The 15155-nt window shown below is 68.8% G+C and carries 18 protein-coding genes, 1 tRNA gene and 1 pseudogene; 11 read left to right on the top strand and 9 right to left on the bottom strand.

Annotated elements, in window-relative coordinates; genetic code table 11:
• The first annotated feature begins 151 nt into the window (after positions 1-151).
• The 6 genes from ACH65_RS11815 (at position 152) to ACH65_RS11790 (ending at position 4710) form a co-directional block, all read left to right on the top strand.
• A complete protein-coding gene (locus tag ACH65_RS11815; RefSeq protein ID WP_202594198.1) occupies positions 152-667 on the top strand; it encodes an SDR family NAD(P)-dependent oxidoreductase in 516 nt (171 codons plus the stop codon).
• Positions 616-1260 carry a LysR substrate-binding domain-containing protein gene (locus ACH65_RS11810; RefSeq protein ID WP_202594197.1) on the top strand — a complete coding sequence of 215 codons (645 nt, stop codon included), beginning with the start codon at positions 616-618 and terminating at the stop codon, positions 1258-1260. Before ACH65_RS11815 ends, ACH65_RS11810 begins: the two co-directional genes overlap by 52 nt.
• 213 nt (positions 1261-1473) lie before the next feature.
• Positions 1474-2073 (top strand): anthranilate synthase component II, encoded by a 600-nt coding sequence (locus ACH65_RS11805; RefSeq protein WP_049622802.1) that lies wholly within the window; start codon positions 1474-1476, stop codon positions 2071-2073.
• An 11-nt stretch (positions 2074-2084) separates the two neighbouring features.
• Entirely contained in the window at positions 2085-3122 is a 1038-nt protein-coding gene (trpD, locus tag ACH65_RS11800; RefSeq protein ID WP_049622801.1) for an anthranilate phosphoribosyltransferase, read from the top strand.
• Between the two features lie 87 nt (positions 3123-3209).
• Entirely contained in the window at positions 3210-4004 is a 795-nt protein-coding gene (gene trpC, locus ACH65_RS11795; protein WP_049622800.1) for an indole-3-glycerol phosphate synthase TrpC, read from the top strand.
• A gap of 4 nt (positions 4005-4008) precedes the next feature.
• Positions 4009-4710, top strand: coding sequence for a haloacid dehalogenase-like hydrolase (locus tag ACH65_RS11790; protein WP_049622799.1), 702 nt, complete (start codon positions 4009-4011; stop codon positions 4708-4710).
• 120 nt (positions 4711-4830) lie between these two features.
• Here ACH65_RS11790 and pqqE read toward each other — a convergent pair whose 3' ends face one another.
• The 6 genes from pqqE to crp all read right to left on the bottom strand — a co-directional run bounded on the left by pqqE (position 4831) and on the right by crp (position 8900).
• Entirely contained in the window at positions 4831-5940 is a 1110-nt protein-coding gene (pqqE, locus tag ACH65_RS11785; protein WP_049622798.1) for a pyrroloquinoline quinone biosynthesis protein PqqE, read from the bottom strand.
• Entirely contained in the window at positions 5937-6215 is a 279-nt protein-coding gene (pqqD, locus tag ACH65_RS20585; protein ID WP_049622797.1) for a pyrroloquinoline quinone biosynthesis peptide chaperone PqqD, read from the bottom strand. Before pqqD ends, pqqE begins: the two co-directional genes overlap by 4 nt.
• Positions 6212-6952, bottom strand: a complete 741-nt coding sequence (gene pqqC, locus ACH65_RS11775; RefSeq protein ID WP_049622796.1) for a pyrroloquinoline-quinone synthase PqqC — start codon at positions 6950-6952, stop codon at positions 6212-6214. The genes pqqD and pqqC overlap by 4 nt, the downstream gene beginning before the upstream one ends.
• Positions 6949-7866: a pyrroloquinoline quinone biosynthesis protein PqqB gene (gene pqqB / locus ACH65_RS11770; RefSeq protein ID WP_049622795.1), complete on the bottom strand. Its 918-nt coding sequence runs from the start codon at positions 7864-7866 to the stop codon at positions 6949-6951. Before pqqB ends, pqqC begins: the two co-directional genes overlap by 4 nt.
• Positions 7867-7935: 69 nt before the next feature.
• Positions 7936-8016, bottom strand: a complete 81-nt coding sequence (gene pqqA, locus ACH65_RS21180; RefSeq protein WP_049622794.1) for a pyrroloquinoline quinone precursor peptide PqqA — start codon at positions 8014-8016, stop codon at positions 7936-7938.
• 188 nt (positions 8017-8204) lie between these two features.
• On the bottom strand, positions 8205-8900 hold the full coding sequence (crp, locus tag ACH65_RS11760) for a cAMP-activated global transcriptional regulator CRP (RefSeq protein WP_049622793.1): 696 nt from the start codon (positions 8898-8900) through the stop codon (positions 8205-8207).
• A gap of 297 nt (positions 8901-9197) precedes the next feature.
• Between crp and speD the strand changes: the two genes are divergently transcribed.
• The gene (gene speD, locus ACH65_RS11755) at positions 9198-9983 is read left to right on the top strand and encodes an adenosylmethionine decarboxylase (RefSeq protein ID WP_049622792.1); all 786 of its coding nucleotides are present in this window, start codon (positions 9198-9200) and stop codon (positions 9981-9983) included.
• A gap of 162 nt (positions 9984-10145) precedes the next feature.
• On the opposite strand, the gene coq7 is transcribed toward speD, so the two are convergent.
• Positions 10146-10787 carry a 2-polyprenyl-3-methyl-6-methoxy-1,4-benzoquinone monooxygenase gene (gene coq7 / locus ACH65_RS11750; protein ID WP_049622791.1) on the bottom strand — a complete coding sequence of 214 codons (642 nt, stop codon included), beginning with the start codon at positions 10785-10787 and terminating at the stop codon, positions 10146-10148.
• 326 nt (positions 10788-11113) lie between these two features.
• Here coq7 and rplM point away from each other — a divergent pair, with 326 nt between their 5' ends.
• From rplM to ACH65_RS21175, 4 genes and pseudogenes are all read left to right on the top strand, one after another.
• Entirely contained in the window at positions 11114-11542 is a 429-nt protein-coding gene (gene rplM, locus ACH65_RS11745) for a 50S ribosomal protein L13 (RefSeq protein WP_049622790.1), read from the top strand.
• A gap of 9 nt (positions 11543-11551) precedes the next feature.
• Positions 11552-11944: a 30S ribosomal protein S9 gene (rpsI, locus tag ACH65_RS11740; RefSeq protein WP_049622789.1), complete on the top strand. Its 393-nt coding sequence runs from the start codon at positions 11552-11554 to the stop codon at positions 11942-11944.
• 69 nt (positions 11945-12013) lie between these two features.
• Positions 12014-12087, top strand: a tRNA-Gln gene (locus ACH65_RS11735).
• Between the two features lie 80 nt (positions 12088-12167).
• Positions 12168-12287: pseudogene (locus ACH65_RS21175) on the top strand (DUF6538 domain-containing protein); the annotation flags it as partial.
• Between the two features lie 216 nt (positions 12288-12503).
• Here the strand turns inward: ACH65_RS21175 and ACH65_RS11730 are convergent.
• Together ACH65_RS11730 and ACH65_RS11725 are read right to left on the bottom strand one after the other, a co-directional pair.
• The gene (locus ACH65_RS11730; RefSeq protein ID WP_049622788.1) at positions 12504-14285 is read right to left on the bottom strand and encodes an XVIPCD domain-containing protein; all 1782 of its coding nucleotides are present in this window, start codon (positions 14283-14285) and stop codon (positions 12504-12506) included.
• Between the two features lie 16 nt (positions 14286-14301).
• Positions 14302-14805, bottom strand: a complete 504-nt coding sequence (locus ACH65_RS11725) for a hypothetical protein (protein WP_153242578.1) — start codon at positions 14803-14805, stop codon at positions 14302-14304.
• Positions 14806-15155: the final 350 nt, after the last annotated feature.

Below are 15155 nucleotides of genomic sequence, written 5' to 3'. Positions count from 1 at the left end.
CGGGGCCGGGGCCTGCCGCACGTGGAGACGCCGGCGCGCGCCGTGCTCGATTGACCGGCCTGGCTGGACGATCTATCCAGATTGAGCGGATTTATCCCAACTATGCAGGCTGCCTAGACTCCTTGGCTCCCCAACGCGGCAAGGAGTTCCCATGACGACGCACACCATCCAGGGCAAGGTCGCCCTCATCGCCGGCGGCGCCAAGAACCTCGGCGGCCTGATCGCCCGCGACCTCGCCCGGCAGGGCGCCAAGGCCGTGGCCATCCAGTACAACAGCGCCTCGAGCAAGGCCGAGGCCGACGCCACCGTGGCCGCCATCCAGGCCGCCGGCGCCCAGGCGGTGGCCTTCCAGGCCGACCTGACCCGCGCCGCCGCGGTGGAGAAGCTGTTCGCCGACACCGTCGCCGCGGTGGGGCCGCCCGACATCGCCATCAACACCGTGGGCAAGGTGCTCAAGAAGCCGCTGGTGGAGATCTCCGAGGACGAGTACGACCAGATGAGCGCGGTGAACGCCAAGACCGCGTTCTTCTTCCTCAGGGAGGCCGGCAAGCACGTCAACGACCACGGCAAGATCGTCACCCTGGTGACGCGCTGTTCCAGGCCCGCCAGCACGAGGTGTCCGGCCGCCTCAACGTGGACGTGCCCAGCCGCATCGCCCGCCGGCTGATCGCGCCGGCGCTGCCCGGCTTCCTGCGCCGCTATCCGCGCCTGCAACTCGTGCTGGGCTCCACCGACCGCGCCATCGACCTGGTGCGCGAAGGCGTGGACTGCGCCGTGCGCGTGGGCGGGCTCCACGACAGCAGCCTGGTGGTGCGGCCGCTGGGCCGGCTGGCCCTGGTCAACTGTGCCAGCCCCGATTACCTGCGCCGGCGCGGCTCGCCGGCCCATCCGCAGGAACTCGCCCACGGCCACGACGCGGTGGGCTACGCCTCGCCGACCACCGGGCGGGCGCTGCCCTGGGAGTACCTCGCCGACGGCCGCGAGCACGCCGTGCCGGTAGCGGGCCCGGTGGCGGTGAACAACGCCGAGAGCTACATCGCCTGCTGCCTCGCGGGCCTGGGGCTGATCCAGATCCCGCGCTTCGACGTGCAGCACCTGCTCGATGCCGGGCAACTGGTGGAAGTGATGCCGGCGCATCGCGCCGACGCCATGCCCATCTCGCTGCTCTATCCGCACCGGCGCCAGCGCTCGCGGCGCCTGAACGTCTTCGCCGAATGGTTCGCCGCGCTGACCCGCCCGCACCTCGAATCCGCCGGCTGAGCGGGCGGTACGATGGCCGTGCCCTCCGCGGCCTCGCCACGGACAGCCTGACGCGACAGGCATAGGCCTTCCGGCCGAGGACGCCGCGCGTGGCAAATCGACGCGGGCGGCAAGGCCGGCGGCGGGACGCTATGCTTGGCGTCCGTGTAACGCGCGCAAGGGCCGCGCGCCCGCCGCGCGCGGCGATCCGTTCCATCGAGAGGTCATGCAGCCATGCTGCTCATGCTGGACAACTACGACAGCTTCACCTTCAACCTCGTGCAGTACCTGGGCGAGCTCGGCCAGGAGGTGAAGGTGGTGCGCAACGACGCGCTGGACGTGGCGGCCATTCGCGCGCTCCGGCCCACGCACATCATGATCTCGCCGGGGCCGGGCACGCCCGACGACGCCGGCGTGTCGCTGAAGGTGCTGCGCGAGCTGGGCGGCGAGGTGCCGATCTTCGGCGTGTGCCTGGGCCACCAGGCCATCGGCCAGGCCTTCGGCGGCAAGGTGATCCGCGCCAAGGAGATCATGCACGGCAAGACCTCGCCGGTGTTCCACCGCGGCCAGGGCGTGTTCGCCGGCCTGCCGACCCCGTTCGAGGCCACCCGCTACCACTCGCTGGTGGTGGAGCAGGGCTCGCTGCCCGATTGCCTGGAAGTCACCGCCTGGACGCAGAAGCCCGACGGCTCGCTGGACGAGATCATGGGCCTGCGCCACAAGACGCTGCCGGTCGAGGGCGTGCAGTTCCACCCCGAGTCGATCCTGACCCGCCACGGCCACGACCTGTTGGCCAACTTCCTCGGCCTGCCGCAACGGAAGCTGGCCGCGTGAGTGGAAGCGACATGACGATCACGCCCCAGGAAGCCCTGCAGCGCACGATCGAGCACCGCGAGATCTTCCACGACGAGATGATCGCGCTGATGCGCCAGATCATGCGCGGCGAGGTGAGCCCGCTGATGACCGCGGCCATCGTCACCGGCCTGCGCGTGAAGAAAGAGACGGTGGGCGAGATCACCGGCGCCGCGCGCGTGATGCGCGAGCTGGCCGCCAAGGTGGAGGCGCCGCCGCACCCGCACTTCGTGGACATCGTGGGCACCGGCGGCGACGGCGCGTCGAGCTTCAACATCTCCACCGCCTCGATGTTCGTGGCCGCCGCCGCGGGCGCGCGCATCGCCAAGCACGGCGGGCGCAGCGTGTCCTCCAAGTCCGGCAGCGCCGACGTGCTGGAGGCGCTCGGCGCCCGCATCGACCTCTCGCCCGCGCAGGTGGCCGCCTGCATGGCCGAGACCGGCATCGGCTTCATGTACGCGCCCAACCATCATCCGGCGATGAAGGTGGTGGCGCCGGTGCGCAAGGAAATGGGCGTGCGCACGCTGTTCAACATCCTCGGGCCGCTCACCAACCCCGCCGGCGCGCCGAACATCCTGATGGGCGTGTTCCACCCCGACCTCGTGGGCATCCAGGTGCGCGTGCTGCAGCAGCTCGGCGCCCGGCACGCGCTGGTGGTGTGGGGCCGCGACGGCATGGACGAGATCTCGCTCGGCGCCGCCACCCTCGTCGGCGAGCTCAAGGACGGCGAGGTGCGCGAGTACGAGGTGGAGCCGGAGGACTTCGGCCTCGCCATGGCCTCCAGCCGCAACCTGCGCGTGGCCGACGTGGACGAGTCCAGGGCCATGCTGCTGGAGGCGCTGGATGGCCGCCCGGGCGTGCCGCACGATATCGTCTGCCTCAACGCCGGCGCGGCGCTGTACGCGGCCGGCGTGGCCGCCTCGATCGCCGAGGGCATCGCGCGCGCGCGCGAGGCCATCGCCAGTGGCGCGGCGCGTGCGAAAATGCACGCCTTCGTGGCGGCCACCCAGCAGCTCGCGGCGGCGGCGTAGCGACGTGGCCCGCGCGAGCGCCGCCGCCGCGACGATGGCCGACCCGGCCCACGCCCTGCACCACCTACGACGCGGATACGTTTCACCATGACCGACATCCTCCAACGCATCCTCGCCCGCAAGACGGAAGAACTGGCCGAGCGCAGCGCCCGGCTGCCGCTGGCCGAGCTGACCGCCCGCGCCGCCGACATGCCCGACACGCGCGGCTTCGCCGAGGCCATCGAGGCCAAGATCGCCGAGGGCCTGCCCGCGGTGATCGCCGAGGTGAAGAAGGCCAGCCCCAGCAAGGGCCTGATCCGCGCCCAGTTCGACCCGGTCGCGATCGCGCGCAGCTACGAGGCCGGCGGCGCGGCCTGCCTCTCCGTGCTCACCGACAAGGACTTCTTCCTGGGCAGCGAGGAGTTCCTGCGCCAGGCCCGTGAGGCCTGCTCGTTGCCGGTGCTGCGCAAGGACTTCGTGATCGACCCCTACCAGGTCTACGAGTCGCGCGCGCTCGGCGCCGACTGCATCCTGCTGATCGTGGCCGCGCTGGGCGACGCGGAGCTGCTGGAACTCTCCCTGCTCGCCGCCGAGCTCGGCCTCGACGTGCTGTGCGAAGTGCACGACGCGGAAGAGATGGAGCGCGCGCTGGCCCTGCCGGTGCCGCTGATCGGCGTCAACAACCGCAACCTGCGCACCTTCCAGACCACGCTGGACACCTCGCTGGAACTGCAGCAGCTGGTGGAGTACGACCGCATCCTGGTCAGCGAGTCCGGCATCCACACGCCGGAGGACGTGGCCCTGCTGCGCGACGCCGGCATCAATGCCTTCCTGGTCGGCGAGGCCTTCATGCGCGCGGAGGATCCGGGGCGCGAACTCAGGAAGCTGTTCGCCACGGACTGACGGCATGTACAACGCGGAACCCGAAGCCGCGCCGGCCCAGGCCGCCGCGGCGCCTGCGCTGGTGCGCACGGTGCTGTTCGACTTCGACGGCGTGCTGATCCACGGCGACGCCTTCGGGCTGTTCGTGCGCGAGCGCTACGCGCGTTCGCCGCTGCGCAAGCTGCTGGCGGCGCTGGCCTTGCCGTGGCTGCTGCTGCGTTTGCTGTTCGGCCGCTGGTGGCTGCTGCGCTCGCTGGTGCACCTGGCCCTGGCCGGCCTCGACGAGCGGCGCTACGCGCGGGCCGCGCAGGCTTTCGCCGCCGCGCTGGTGCGCCAGCCGCGCCGCTTCAACCGCGATGCCTTGCAGGCGCTGCGCCGGCACCAGGCCGCGGGCGACCGGGTGATCGTGGTCACCGGCTGCGAGGAGGTGCTGGTGCGCGGCATCTTCGACGAGCTGGGCCTGGAGGGGCTTGAGATCCTGGCCTCGCGCCTGGGCCCCGGCTGGTCGGGCATGCGGGTGCGCCGGCACAACTTCGGCCCGGCCAAGCTGCGCCGGCTGGCCGAGCACGGCGTGGACGGCTGGGCGCTGGCCTACAGTGACTCCGTGCACGACCTGCCGATGCTCAAGGCGGCCGGCGAGGCGGTGCTGGTGAATGGCACCCCGGCGCTGTGCAAGAGGCTGGAGAAGAAGCTCGGCCGCGCGGTAACGCGGGTGAGCTGGTACTGATCCTGCCTGTAAGGAGCGCGCTCGCGCGCGACCGCAGCGTCACGGCATTGCCGCTGCGTAGGCTTGTCGCGCGCAAGGCGCGCTCCAACAGAACCGTGCAACAGAACCGTGCAAGGGCGCTCAGGCGCCCTTGATGCTGCGGTAGACGAACGGCGGCGCCGGCTCGGCGGCCTCGCGCATGGCCAGTTGCTGCACGGCCTCGTGGTCGGGCGAGAGTTCGCACACCGGGTCCACCCGGTCCGCGCTGCCGCTCAGCGCCAGCGCCTGGCAGCGGCAGCCGCCCCAGTCGATCTCGCGCCGCTCGCATCCGCGGCAGGGCGCGGGCATCCAGTCGGTGCCGCGGTAGCGCAGGAAGGCCTCCGAGTGCTGCCAGATGTCGGCCAGCGAGCGCTCGCGCACCGAATCGAAGCGCATGCCGGGGATGGTTTCGGCGGCGTGGCAGGGCAGCACCTTGCCCTCCGGCGTCACGTTGAGGAAGCGCTGCGCCCAGCCGCCCATGCAGGCCTTGGGGCGGCGCGCGTAGTAGTCGGGGGTGACGTAGTCGATCACCAGCCGGCCGCGCAGGCGCTCGCGCGCTTCCTGCACCGCGGCGGTGGCGAGGTCGAGCTGGGCGCGCGTGGGCATCAGCGCGGCGCGGTTCTTCAGGCCCCAGCCGTAGTACTGGGTGTGCGCCACTTCCAGCCGGCCGGCGCCGAGTTCGAGCGCCAGCTCGATCATCGCCGGCACGCGCCCGGCGTTGTGCCGGTGCACCACCGCGTTGAGCGTGAGCGGCAGGCCGAGCTCGCTCACCCAGCCGGCGAAGGCCAGCTTCTTGCGGTGGCTGTCGCGGTAGTGGGCGATGCGGTCGGCGCCCTCCGCCTCGCTGTCCTGGATGCTGAGCTGCACGTGGTCGAGGCCGGCCTCCACCAGCGCGGCCAGGCGCGCGCGGTCCAGCGCCACGCCGGAGGTGATCAGGTTGCTGTAGAGGCCGCGCTCGCGCGCATGGGCGATGAGTTGCGGCAGGTCCTTGCGCAGGCTGGGCTCGCCGCCGGAGAAGTGCACCTGCAGGATGCCGAGCTCGGCGGCCTGGTCGAGCACCCGCAGCCAGTCTTCGGTGGCCAGTTCCTGGCGCATGCCCACCAGTCGCAGCGGGTTGGAGCAGTACGGGCAGGCCAGCGGGCAGCGGTGGGTAAGCTCCAGCAGGATCGCCAGCGGCGGCGCGGGCGGGGTGGCGCCGGGGAGGGCGTTCATGCGCCCAGCACGCGCTTGGCGACCAGGTCGTCGAGCAGGTCGAGTACGTCGGCGGCCACCTGGGCGCGGTCGGCGTCGAACTCGGCGGCGAGGATGTCCACCAGCGCGTCCACGCTGCGCACGCCGTCGATGCGCGAGACCACCTCGTAGGCGATGTCGTCCAGCTCGATCACCCGCTCGGGCGCCAGCAGCACCCACTGGTCGCGCACCAGGTCGCGGCGCAGCCGCATGCCCGGCAGCAGGCGCGGCACCGCACTCCCGGCCAGCGCGCTCACGCCGCCGGCTCCGGCCGGAACGCATCCGGCGGGATCAGGCCGGGCTCCACGTAGGCCAGGTACAGCGCGTCCAGCTGCGACCACAGCACGCTGCACTTGAAGCGCAGTGCGGCGCGCACGGCCTCCTGCTGCTCGGGCGTGCGGGCGTACTGCTTCACGTAGTCCAGCGCGAAGTCGGCGTCGCGCGGGGCCTGGCTCAGGCGGTTGTCGAAGTAGGCCAGCGCCTCGCGCGAGACGAAGTCGTAGTTGGCCAGCATGCCGGCCACGCGCTGGCTGATGATCTGCGGCGAGAACAGCTCGGTGAGTGAGGAGGCGATCGCCTCCAAGAGGCTGCGCTCGCGCACGAAGTGGATGTAGGCCTGCACCGCGAAGCGGGTGGCCGGCAGCAGCGCGCGGCCCGACTCCACCAGTTGGCGGTCCAGCCCCAGCGCGTCGGTGAGGTGCAGCCAGCGGGCGATGCCGCCGCCGCCGGCGTGCTCGCCGTCGTGGTCGAGGATGCGCTGGCGCCAGATGCGGCGCAGCGCCGGGTCTTCCATGCGGGCCAGGATGGCCGCGTCCTTGAGCGGGATGCAGCGCTGGTACTCGTAGCGGTTGAGCGCCCAGGCCTGCACCTGGCCGCGGTCGAGCCTGCCGCCGTGGAGCAGGGCGTGGAAGGGGTGCTTGTCGTGGTAGCGCTCGGCGCCGATGGCGCGCAGCTGCGCTTCGAGTTCGTCGGGGCCGACGAGGGGCGTGTTCACAGGCGGATCTCCATGCCGTCCTCGGCCACCTCCCAGCCGTGCGCGGCCAGTACGGCGCGCTCGGGCGAGTGCTCGTCGAGGATCGGGTTGGTGGTGTTGATGTGGATGAAGACCTTGCGCGCCACCTCGAGTCCGGCGAAGGCGGCCAGGGTGCCGGCCTCGCCGTCGATGCTCAGGTGGCCCATGCGCTGGCCGGTCTTCTGGCCGACGCCGGCCTGGAGCAGCTCGTCGTCGCGCCACAGGGTGCCGTCGAAGAACACCAGCTCGGCGCCGCGCAGCCGCTCGCGCAGCGCGTCGGTGAGCGCCGCGCAGCCGGGGATGTAGTAGAAGCGGCGCCCGCCGGCGGCGATCTCCAGGCCCAGCGTTTCCTCCGCCGAGCCGGCGAGGTTGCCGCCGCTGCGGCCCTCCATGAACAGCGGCACCTTGCCGGGCACGCTGAACGGGGTGACGGTGAGGCCGAGCGGCGCGTCGGCGGGGCCGGGCGCGAGCGGCGCATCGAGCGCCAATGCCCGGCGCGTCACGTAGGCCGGGTCGAGCGCGTCGAAGATCGGGTTCTGCGCCAGCAGTTCCAGCACGCGGGCGCTGGCCCACAGGTCGAACGGCTGGCGCTCGCGCATGGAGAGCAGGCCGGCGATGTGGTCGATCTCGCCGCTGGAGAGCAGCACGCTGTGGATCGGCGAATGGCGCAGATCGCGTTGCGGCCACAGCGCGGGCGTGGCGAGGATCTGCTGGCGGAAATCGGGGGAGGCGTTGATCAGCAGCCAACGCTCGCCGTCGGCGCTGACCGCGATGCTGGCCTGGGTGCGGCGCTTGCTGCCGGGCTGCTGTGCCCAGGCGCGCCGGCTGGCCGGCGTGTGGCAGTTCCACTGCGGGTAACCACCTCCGGCCGCCGCCCCCAGAACCACGATGCGCATCGCGCAGGAATCGTTATGCGACAAAACAGTATCCGGTGGACAACGGGCGGAAGCGGCGATACGGCTGGCTTAGAAATCGCCCGAGTAGTACGAGTTGATTTCGCAACCGACGCTGATCTCGCGGATCTGCGGCTTGGACCATTGCTTCATGTGCTGAACCTCGCGTGGGATGGAAGCGAGCCCGGTGCGGGCGGGGCGAAGTGCTCCGGAGGCATCGAGCCCGACGATTCTAGCCCTGCGACAGATCGCCTCTCAACGCGAGAAGTTGCGCGAAGGGGTGGGCAGGGTGTGGCGACTTGTCGCAGGGCGGCCCGGCGAGGCGGGCCGGCTGCGGCCGCTCAGCGGGTGCCGCGCACCACGATGGTCTTGCCCGAGACGTCGATCATGCGCTGCTCTTCCAGCTGCTTGAGCACGCGGCCCACCATCTCGCGCGAGCAGCCCACGATGCGGCTCACTTCCTGCCGCGAGATGCGGATCTGGGTGCCTTCCGGGTGGGTCATCGCATCGGGCTCCTGGCACAGGTCGAGCAGGGTGCGCGAGATGCGGTTGGTGACGTCCATGAAGGCCATCCGGCTCACCTGGCGCGAGGTGCGCAGCAGGCGGTTGGTGAGCTGGGAGCCGATGGCGAACAGGATCTTCGGGCACTCCTCGCGCAGCGGGCCGGCCATCAGCTGGAACAGGCGCTCGTAGCTGATCTCGGCCATCTCGCACGGCGTGCGGGTGCGCACCAGCGATTCGCGCTGCGCCTGCTCCACGAACAGCCCCATCTCGCCGATGAACTGGCCGCGGCTGATGTAGGCGAGGATCAGCTCGCGCCCCTGCTCGTCCTCGGTGCATACCGCCAGCGAGCCCTCGATCACGTAGTAGAGCGTGTTGGCCGGGTCGCCGGGGCGGATGATCGCAGTCTTGCCGGGGTAGCGGCGGCGATGGCACAGAGCGAGGAAACGTTCCATCGAACTGGGATCGGGCGCGAAGCCGAGCGGTGCCTGGGAGCGTTCGAAAGCCTGTTGAAGTTGATACTTGAGTTGCGCCACGGATCGTTCCGGTATGAAGAAGTTGTTCTTGAGTGCTGTCGCGGCTGCGACACCGTGTGCCTGATGGCCCCTTACCCCTGCATCCGGGCATTATGGCAAACCACGGCGGCCTGCCGAAGGTTCTGTTTTTCCTTTTTTTGCCGCATACTTCGCAGTCCTTCGGTGCGCGGCTCCCTGGTCGCGCGCCGGTCCGAGGGTGCGGAGGACAAGGGTCCTTCCGCGCCTTAAAGCAATCCGCGGGGACCCTTGCAGCTAACCCGCCTCATCTGCTGACCGACCCGGTCATGGAGAGTCGCCGTGGTGAAACCGCTCCCGCGCCTGCGCCTGCAGGGCTTCAACAACCTGACCAAGGCCCTGAGCTTCAACATCTACGACATCTGCTACGCGGTGTCGGAAGAGCAGCGCCAGCGCTACATCGAGTACATCGACGAGCAGTACGACGCCGACCGCCTCACCCAGATCCTCACCGACGTGGCGGAGATCATCGGCGCCAACATCCTCAACATCGCGCGCCAGGACTACGACCCGCAGGGCGCCTCGGTGACCATCCTCATTTCCGAGGAGCCGGTGGTGGAGAAGCTCGGCCGCGACACCATCTCCGGTGCCGTGGTGGCGCACATGGACAAGAGCCACATCACCGTCCACACCTATCCGGAAACGCATCCGCACAACGGCATCGCGACCTTCCGCGCGGACATCGACGTGGCCACCTGCGGCGTGATCTCGCCGCTGAAGGCGCTGAACTACCTGATCGACAGCTTCGAGTCGGACATCGTGATCGCGGACTACCGCGTGCGCGGCTTCACCCGCGACGTGAAGGGCAAGAAGCACTTCATCGACCACAAGATCAACTCGGTGCAGGACTACCTGGCGCGCCACATCCGCCAGAAGTACGAGATGTTCGACGTGAACGTGTATCAGGAGAACATGTTCCACACCAAGATGCACATCAAGGACTTCGACCTCGACACCTACCTGTTCGAGGCCCACGCCGACGACCTCTCGTTCAAGGAGCGCCAGCGCATCGAGTCGCTGCTCAGGCGCGAGATCGAGGAGTTGTTCCACGGCCGCAACCTGATGTGACCGCCGGAGCAATCCGGTCGAGATGAGAAACCCCGCCGCAGGCGGGGTTTCTCTTTTCCCGGTCGGTGCTGGCGTGACCGTGCCACCGTGCCGGTGAAGGGCGGGCGGCAACACCGCCGTCGGTCTGTCCGGTGGCGGCGGGGTGCGGCGGCGCGGGGTGGCTCAGACCCGGTAGGCCGCCGTCTTCATCACCATCGAGCCCAGCCGCATCAGCCCCGGGATCGGGAACGGCAGGTCGATGCCGCCGCGCTGGCGCGCCGCCAGGGCGTGACCGGCCTCGTCGGTCTTCATCTGCTCGAGGATCGCCTTGGAGCGCTCGTCCTGCGCCGGCAGCCGTTCGAGATGCTCGCCGAGGTGGGCTTCCACCTGGCGCTCCGTCTCCACCACGAAGCCCAGGCTCACCGCGTCGCTGATCGCCGCGGCCAGCGCGCCGATCGCGTAGCTGCCCGCGTACCACAGCGGGTTGAGCAGGCTGGGGCGGCTGTCCAGCTCCTTCAGGCGCTCGGCGCACCAGGCGAGGTGGTCGGTTTCCTCGGCGGCGGAGTGGCGCAGGTAGGCGCGGGTGGCCTCGTCGCGCGCCAGCAGCGACTGGCCGTCGTAGAGCGCCTGCGCGCAGACCTCGCCGGTGTGGTTGATGCGCATCAGGCCGGCGACGTGGCGGCGCTCGGTCTCGTCCAGATCCACCTCGTCCAGGGCCGCGGCGGGCGAGGGGCGGACGGCCTCGGGCGCGCCGGAGACGGTTTCCAGCGCGCGCTCGAAGCCGGCGAGCAGGTGGTCCAGCGGGGTAAGGGTGCGTGCGTTCATGGGGTACCTCGAAGCGAAGGGGCGCGCTCGGCCGGGCCGGGCGCCGTGCTGCGTAGCGGGCGGGGCGATGCCAGTCCAGGCTGCCGTCACGGTATTGGACGACAGCCGCGGCCGCAGGCCAAGGGGTGGATCATCCGCGTTCGGGCGCTCGCGCCGCCGAAGCGCTGCGGGTGCTTTCATCGGGCGTGAAGACCATGCTATGATTTCCAGCTCGCAGCCCGCCGGTCGGTGGGCTTGCGCGATGGATGAAAGCTTCGCTATCATCTCGCGCCTTTGTTCCACCGATTCCGTGTACCGCCTTCGCGGCGGCAGACAGGTATTCCGAAATGAAAACGTTCAGCGCCAAGCCGGAAAGCGTCAAGCGCGACTGGTACGTGATCGACGCGACGGACAAGACCCTGGGTCGTCTGTCCACCGAGATCGCTCGCCGTCTGCGTGGCAAGCATAAGCCGGAATTCACCCCCCACGTCGACACCGGCGACTATATCGTCGTGGTCAACGCGGAGAAGGTCGCGGTCACCGGCGCCAAGCTGGACGACAAGATGTACCACCGCTTCACCGGCTACGTCGGCAACCTCAAGACCACCAGTCTGAAGGACCTGCTGGCGACCCACCCGGAGCGCGTGATCGAGATCGCGGTCAAGGGTATGCTGCCGAAGAACCCGCTGGGCCGTGCGATGTACCGCAAGCTCAAGGTCTACGGTGGCGCCGAGCACCCGCACACCGCGCAGCAGCCGCAGGCGCTGGAAATCTAAGGAAACATCATGGCGATTCAGCAGAATTACGGCACCGGCCGCCGCAAGACCTCCGCCGCCCGCGTGTTCCTGCGCAAGGGCAGCGGCGCGATCGAGGTGAACGGCAAGACCCTCGACCAGTTCTTCGGCCGCGAGACCTCGCGCATGATCGTGCGCCAGCCGCTCGAGCTGACCGAGACGGCCGACAAGTTCGACATCAAGGTCACCGTGGCCGGCGGCGGCATCACCGGCCAGGCCGGTGCGATCCGCCTGGGCATCGCCCGCGCGCTGATCGAGTACGACGAAAGCCTCAAGCAGCCGCTGCGCCGCGCCGGCTTCGTCACCCGCGACGCCCGTGAGGTCGAGCGCAAGAAGGTCGGTCTGCACAAGGCCCGCCGCGCCACCCAGTTCTCGAAGCGCTAATTCTCTTTGTAGAATTGCCGCTTCGACGGAACGCTGCCCCAGGTCAGAGCGCAGCCTTCCGCCAGGTTTTGGGAGATCGTCTAACGGTAGGACAACGGACTCTGACTCCGTTTATCTAGGTTCGAATCCTAGTCTCCCAGCCACACCGAAAGGCCCTGTTTTTTTTTTACAGGGCCTTTTTTTATGTCCGATTTGCGGATGGGACGTGTCGCTGGGTCAAGCTATGCGCCTCGCACATCATCTCGTTCGCCGTTCAAGCGGCATTTTCGCGTTCCGCCTGGTGGTGCCGGCGGACCTGCGCCATCACTTCGGTCTCGGTGTCATCAAGCGGTCGTTGGGCACGCGATGTCACCACGGCGAAGCTTTACGCTTACACGCTTGGCCCACGGACGCGACCGTCGCACCAACAGCAGCGGCCATCGCTTCGGCGGCCGATTGGCTGCATCCCATCGAGCCCACCGTATTCCGGCCGGCCACGGGGGCACCCGTTCCAGCCGCCTCGGCTGATAGCCCGTCACCATCCTCCGCAGCCCTCACTGGGGATTATCCACAACACCGGCTAACGCGGGCCGCCGTGGCTCATCACTGGTCCCTGAGCTTGCTCCTGGGTAACTTGCTGGCTTTGGACTTGCTGCTGCGCCTGGGTCTGCTGGAATTGCTGCATGGCCTCGGGCCACTTCGCGGCACTCTCATGCATCGGCGTCATGGCTTCCGATGTTGGGACACTCGTGCGCAAGTCGAACAGGTGGTCGGTGCGTCCCGGCGGGGTCTGCACGGCCCACAACCGCTGACCGTCGGTCGACAGTGCCACTTGGTCAATCCGTTGCAATCCATCCGCGCGGGCCTGCACCGCGGCGGCTGAAGCCAACTGGTCGGTGTGCACATCTGGGGTGCGACCGAGGCTTTGGTCTAAGGCCACCACATGGCCGCGGGCTTGTTGGTAGAGCGTGTGGTCAGGATGGCCAGGGTCGTCCAGCCGGTTGGGTGCTACCGGCACATGCTGGTATTTGTGCGGGCCGTCCGCCGTATGGTCAAACCGATGCGCCGTCGCCGGTTGGGTGCTGCTGTCGAGATACGGCACCGATTGCATGGAGGGGGCAAGATTCAGCCCCGCCTTTTCCATCATGTCTTCGTAAAGCCCCGCGTGCGCCATGTTGATTTGCACCTGGGGCGTGACGCCATGGGGATGGACCGCGGCGCGCTCTTCCGAGCCAATCACGGCAACGGCCCAGCCGGCGTAGTAGTTCGGATAATCCTCAGCACCGCCGTGGCCCAAGCCCATGGGGTTGCGCGTATCGCCGGGCTGTAAGTGCGCGGCAGTAGGCCGGTCAAAATAGTTGTGCCCCATCGCGGCCACGTTCGCGGGCGTGTGCGGCATGCTCAAATCGGGATTGAGCTGCACATTGGGGTGGGGAACCCAGCTGCCATGCGGACGCTCAATGAAGTCAGCCGTTCGCGACGGCGCAACCTTATGCAGGTCCGCCAAGGTCACGCTGCCCTGGTCGTGCTCGACTCGGCTGCGCAACGCGTTCCACCCGGCAATTTGCGCGCTGGCCTCGTCTTCTCGCCCGCTTTGAATGTGCCGTTCGACGAGCGGCGTGTAGCCGTGAATGGGGCTGGGTGTGGCTGCCATCGCCCGCACATCGGTCACAAACGCGGTGCGCCCTTGGGCCGCGGTTTGAGCATTGAAGCCGTGTTGGACCTCGTGCCCAATGACAAAGGTCAAATCGTGCGGATTGTATTGGGCCACGCTGTTGGACCCGACGGTCATCAGCGACTCGCTGACCAAATTCATCGCGTGCCCAGGCGCATTGAAGCTGCCCCCAACACCCGCGCCGGGAGCGGTAAAGGCGAACGACTCAAGAATGCGGTGCTGCGGTTGCAGTGGGTCGGTCGTCGTCGCCGCGCGTTTGATTTCTTCAGCCAGAGCGGGCGAACTGTTGAGCGTGCCCTGCAAGTTATTGAGCATGTCCGGGCTTACCGGGTGCATGGCGCCGGCAGCATCCGGATACGACTTGCCGGCAAAGTCCACGACCATGGCCTGCACCCGCAGCACTGAATGCAGGTCCGGGCTCGACCCTGAGCCCGGGAAGGCCGAAGCGGGCAGGGTCATCGTCCGGGTCGAGCGGTCGTATTCACCCACGGGGCGGTCGGGCGAGCCGGGGGCGGCCGCGACAAAGCCGTGCAATGCACCGCTGCTGGCTTGCGCGTCCAACTGCTGGGTCAAACCGGGGTCCGATGACAGTGCTGCGCTCAGCGAAGTCACTTGGGCCGGGGTCACCCCTGGCTGCTGCGCAAACTGCTGAACCGCGGCATCAAGGGCGGGATGGGGCGTGGCCATGGCGAATCCTTCGTGGTCAGCGACCGTCGGCGGTTTGCAGAGAGAGCACGCAGGCGATGCCGTTGATGTCGGTGCCATCGCGCGGCGTCAGCGTCAGCACAATATCGTTCTTGGCAAACTCAATCGCCAAAATGCTGCCGATTTCCGAGGGCACTGGCCGCTCAACCCAGCCGTGGGCGGTCAGCGTCGCGCGCAGTCGGTCCAGGGGCAACGCACACACCGGGGTAGCGTCGGCGGTCCGGTCCGGATGGTCAAACCAAAAGCTAAAGCCATTTTTCATCGACGGCTTCGCGTCGGATTGCTGCACCCAGTAGGTCCAGCCGTGGCCAAGGTCCGAGCTGTGATAGACCGTCCAGCCCGCGCCATTTTCGGCGTCGGGGCCAAGAGTCACTCCGAACGCTTTTCCTATCTGCGCCGGCACCAGCATCTCGGAGCTGCTCACGGTCGACAGAAATGCAAGGAGGTGGTCCGCAGCAGCCCGTGCACCGGGCAACGCGTGGGCTTCGAGGGATGACACCATGGGTTGGTCCTTAACGGGGGAGGGGGGCGCCGGCTTCGTTACGGCCGCGTGCGGCATCGCGGGGTGCGCTGGCGTAGCGCACGCGACCAAGAGGGCGGCGCCAAGGCTGGCCAGCACGGCGGCGGGGCGCATCATCGGGTCGTCATCCGTGGCTCCTTGAGTCAAGCCGCACGGTTGCGGCCGAGGGTCACCTTAGCGAAGCGGTAGGGTGACCGCATGACCACCCGTGCACGTTTTCGGTGACGGACAGAGCAGCCTTCGGCGGGTCCTCGCCGGACAACCGGAACTGCTCGGTTGCCCGCCGCCGACCTTGAGGGTGAAGCGCCGGCGCTAGGAGCGTGGGCGGCAGG

This window comes from Frateuria defendens (genome assembly GCF_001182895.1).
In the GTDB taxonomy this organism is placed as follows: Bacteria; Pseudomonadota; Gammaproteobacteria; order Xanthomonadales; family Rhodanobacteraceae; genus Frateuria_B; species Frateuria_B defendens.
This window is presented reverse-complemented; position numbering and strand designations above follow the sequence as displayed.

What these genes read in the sequence shown, in the direction of transcription:
- coq7 (WP_049622791.1), bottom strand. Translation starts at nt 10,787, where the DNA reads ATGAACGCACGCACCCTTACCCCGCTGGACCACCTGCTCGCCGGCTTC.
- trpD (WP_049622801.1), top strand. Translation starts at nt 2,085, where the DNA reads ATGACGATCACGCCCCAGGAAGCCCTGCAGCGCACGATCGAGCACCGC.
- ACH65_RS11790 (WP_049622799.1), top strand. Translation starts at nt 4,009, where the DNA reads ATGTACAACGCGGAACCCGAAGCCGCGCCGGCCCAGGCCGCCGCGGCG.
- ACH65_RS11730 (WP_049622788.1), bottom strand. Translation starts at nt 14,285, where the DNA reads ATGGCCACGCCCCATCCCGCCCTTGATGCCGCGGTTCAGCAGTTTGCG.
- rpsI (WP_049622789.1), top strand. Translation starts at nt 11,552, where the DNA reads ATGGCGATTCAGCAGAATTACGGCACCGGCCGCCGCAAGACCTCCGCC.
- pqqE (WP_049622798.1), bottom strand. Translation starts at nt 5,940, where the DNA reads ATGAACGCCCTCCCCGGCGCCACCCCGCCCGCGCCGCCGCTGGCGATC.
- ACH65_RS11725 (WP_153242578.1), bottom strand. Translation starts at nt 14,805, where the DNA reads ATGGTGTCATCCCTCGAAGCCCACGCGTTGCCCGGTGCACGGGCTGCT.
- trpC (WP_049622800.1), top strand. Translation starts at nt 3,210, where the DNA reads ATGACCGACATCCTCCAACGCATCCTCGCCCGCAAGACGGAAGAACTG.
- ACH65_RS11805 (WP_049622802.1), top strand. Translation starts at nt 1,474, where the DNA reads ATGCTGCTCATGCTGGACAACTACGACAGCTTCACCTTCAACCTCGTG.
- pqqA (WP_049622794.1), bottom strand. Translation starts at nt 8,016, where the DNA reads ATGAAGCAATGGTCCAAGCCGCAGATCCGCGAGATCAGCGTCGGTTGC.
- rplM (WP_049622790.1), top strand. Translation starts at nt 11,114, where the DNA reads ATGAAAACGTTCAGCGCCAAGCCGGAAAGCGTCAAGCGCGACTGGTAC.
- pqqB (WP_049622795.1), bottom strand. Translation starts at nt 7,866, where the DNA reads ATGCGCATCGTGGTTCTGGGGGCGGCGGCCGGAGGTGGTTACCCGCAG.
- ACH65_RS11815 (WP_202594198.1), top strand. Translation starts at nt 152, where the DNA reads ATGACGACGCACACCATCCAGGGCAAGGTCGCCCTCATCGCCGGCGGC.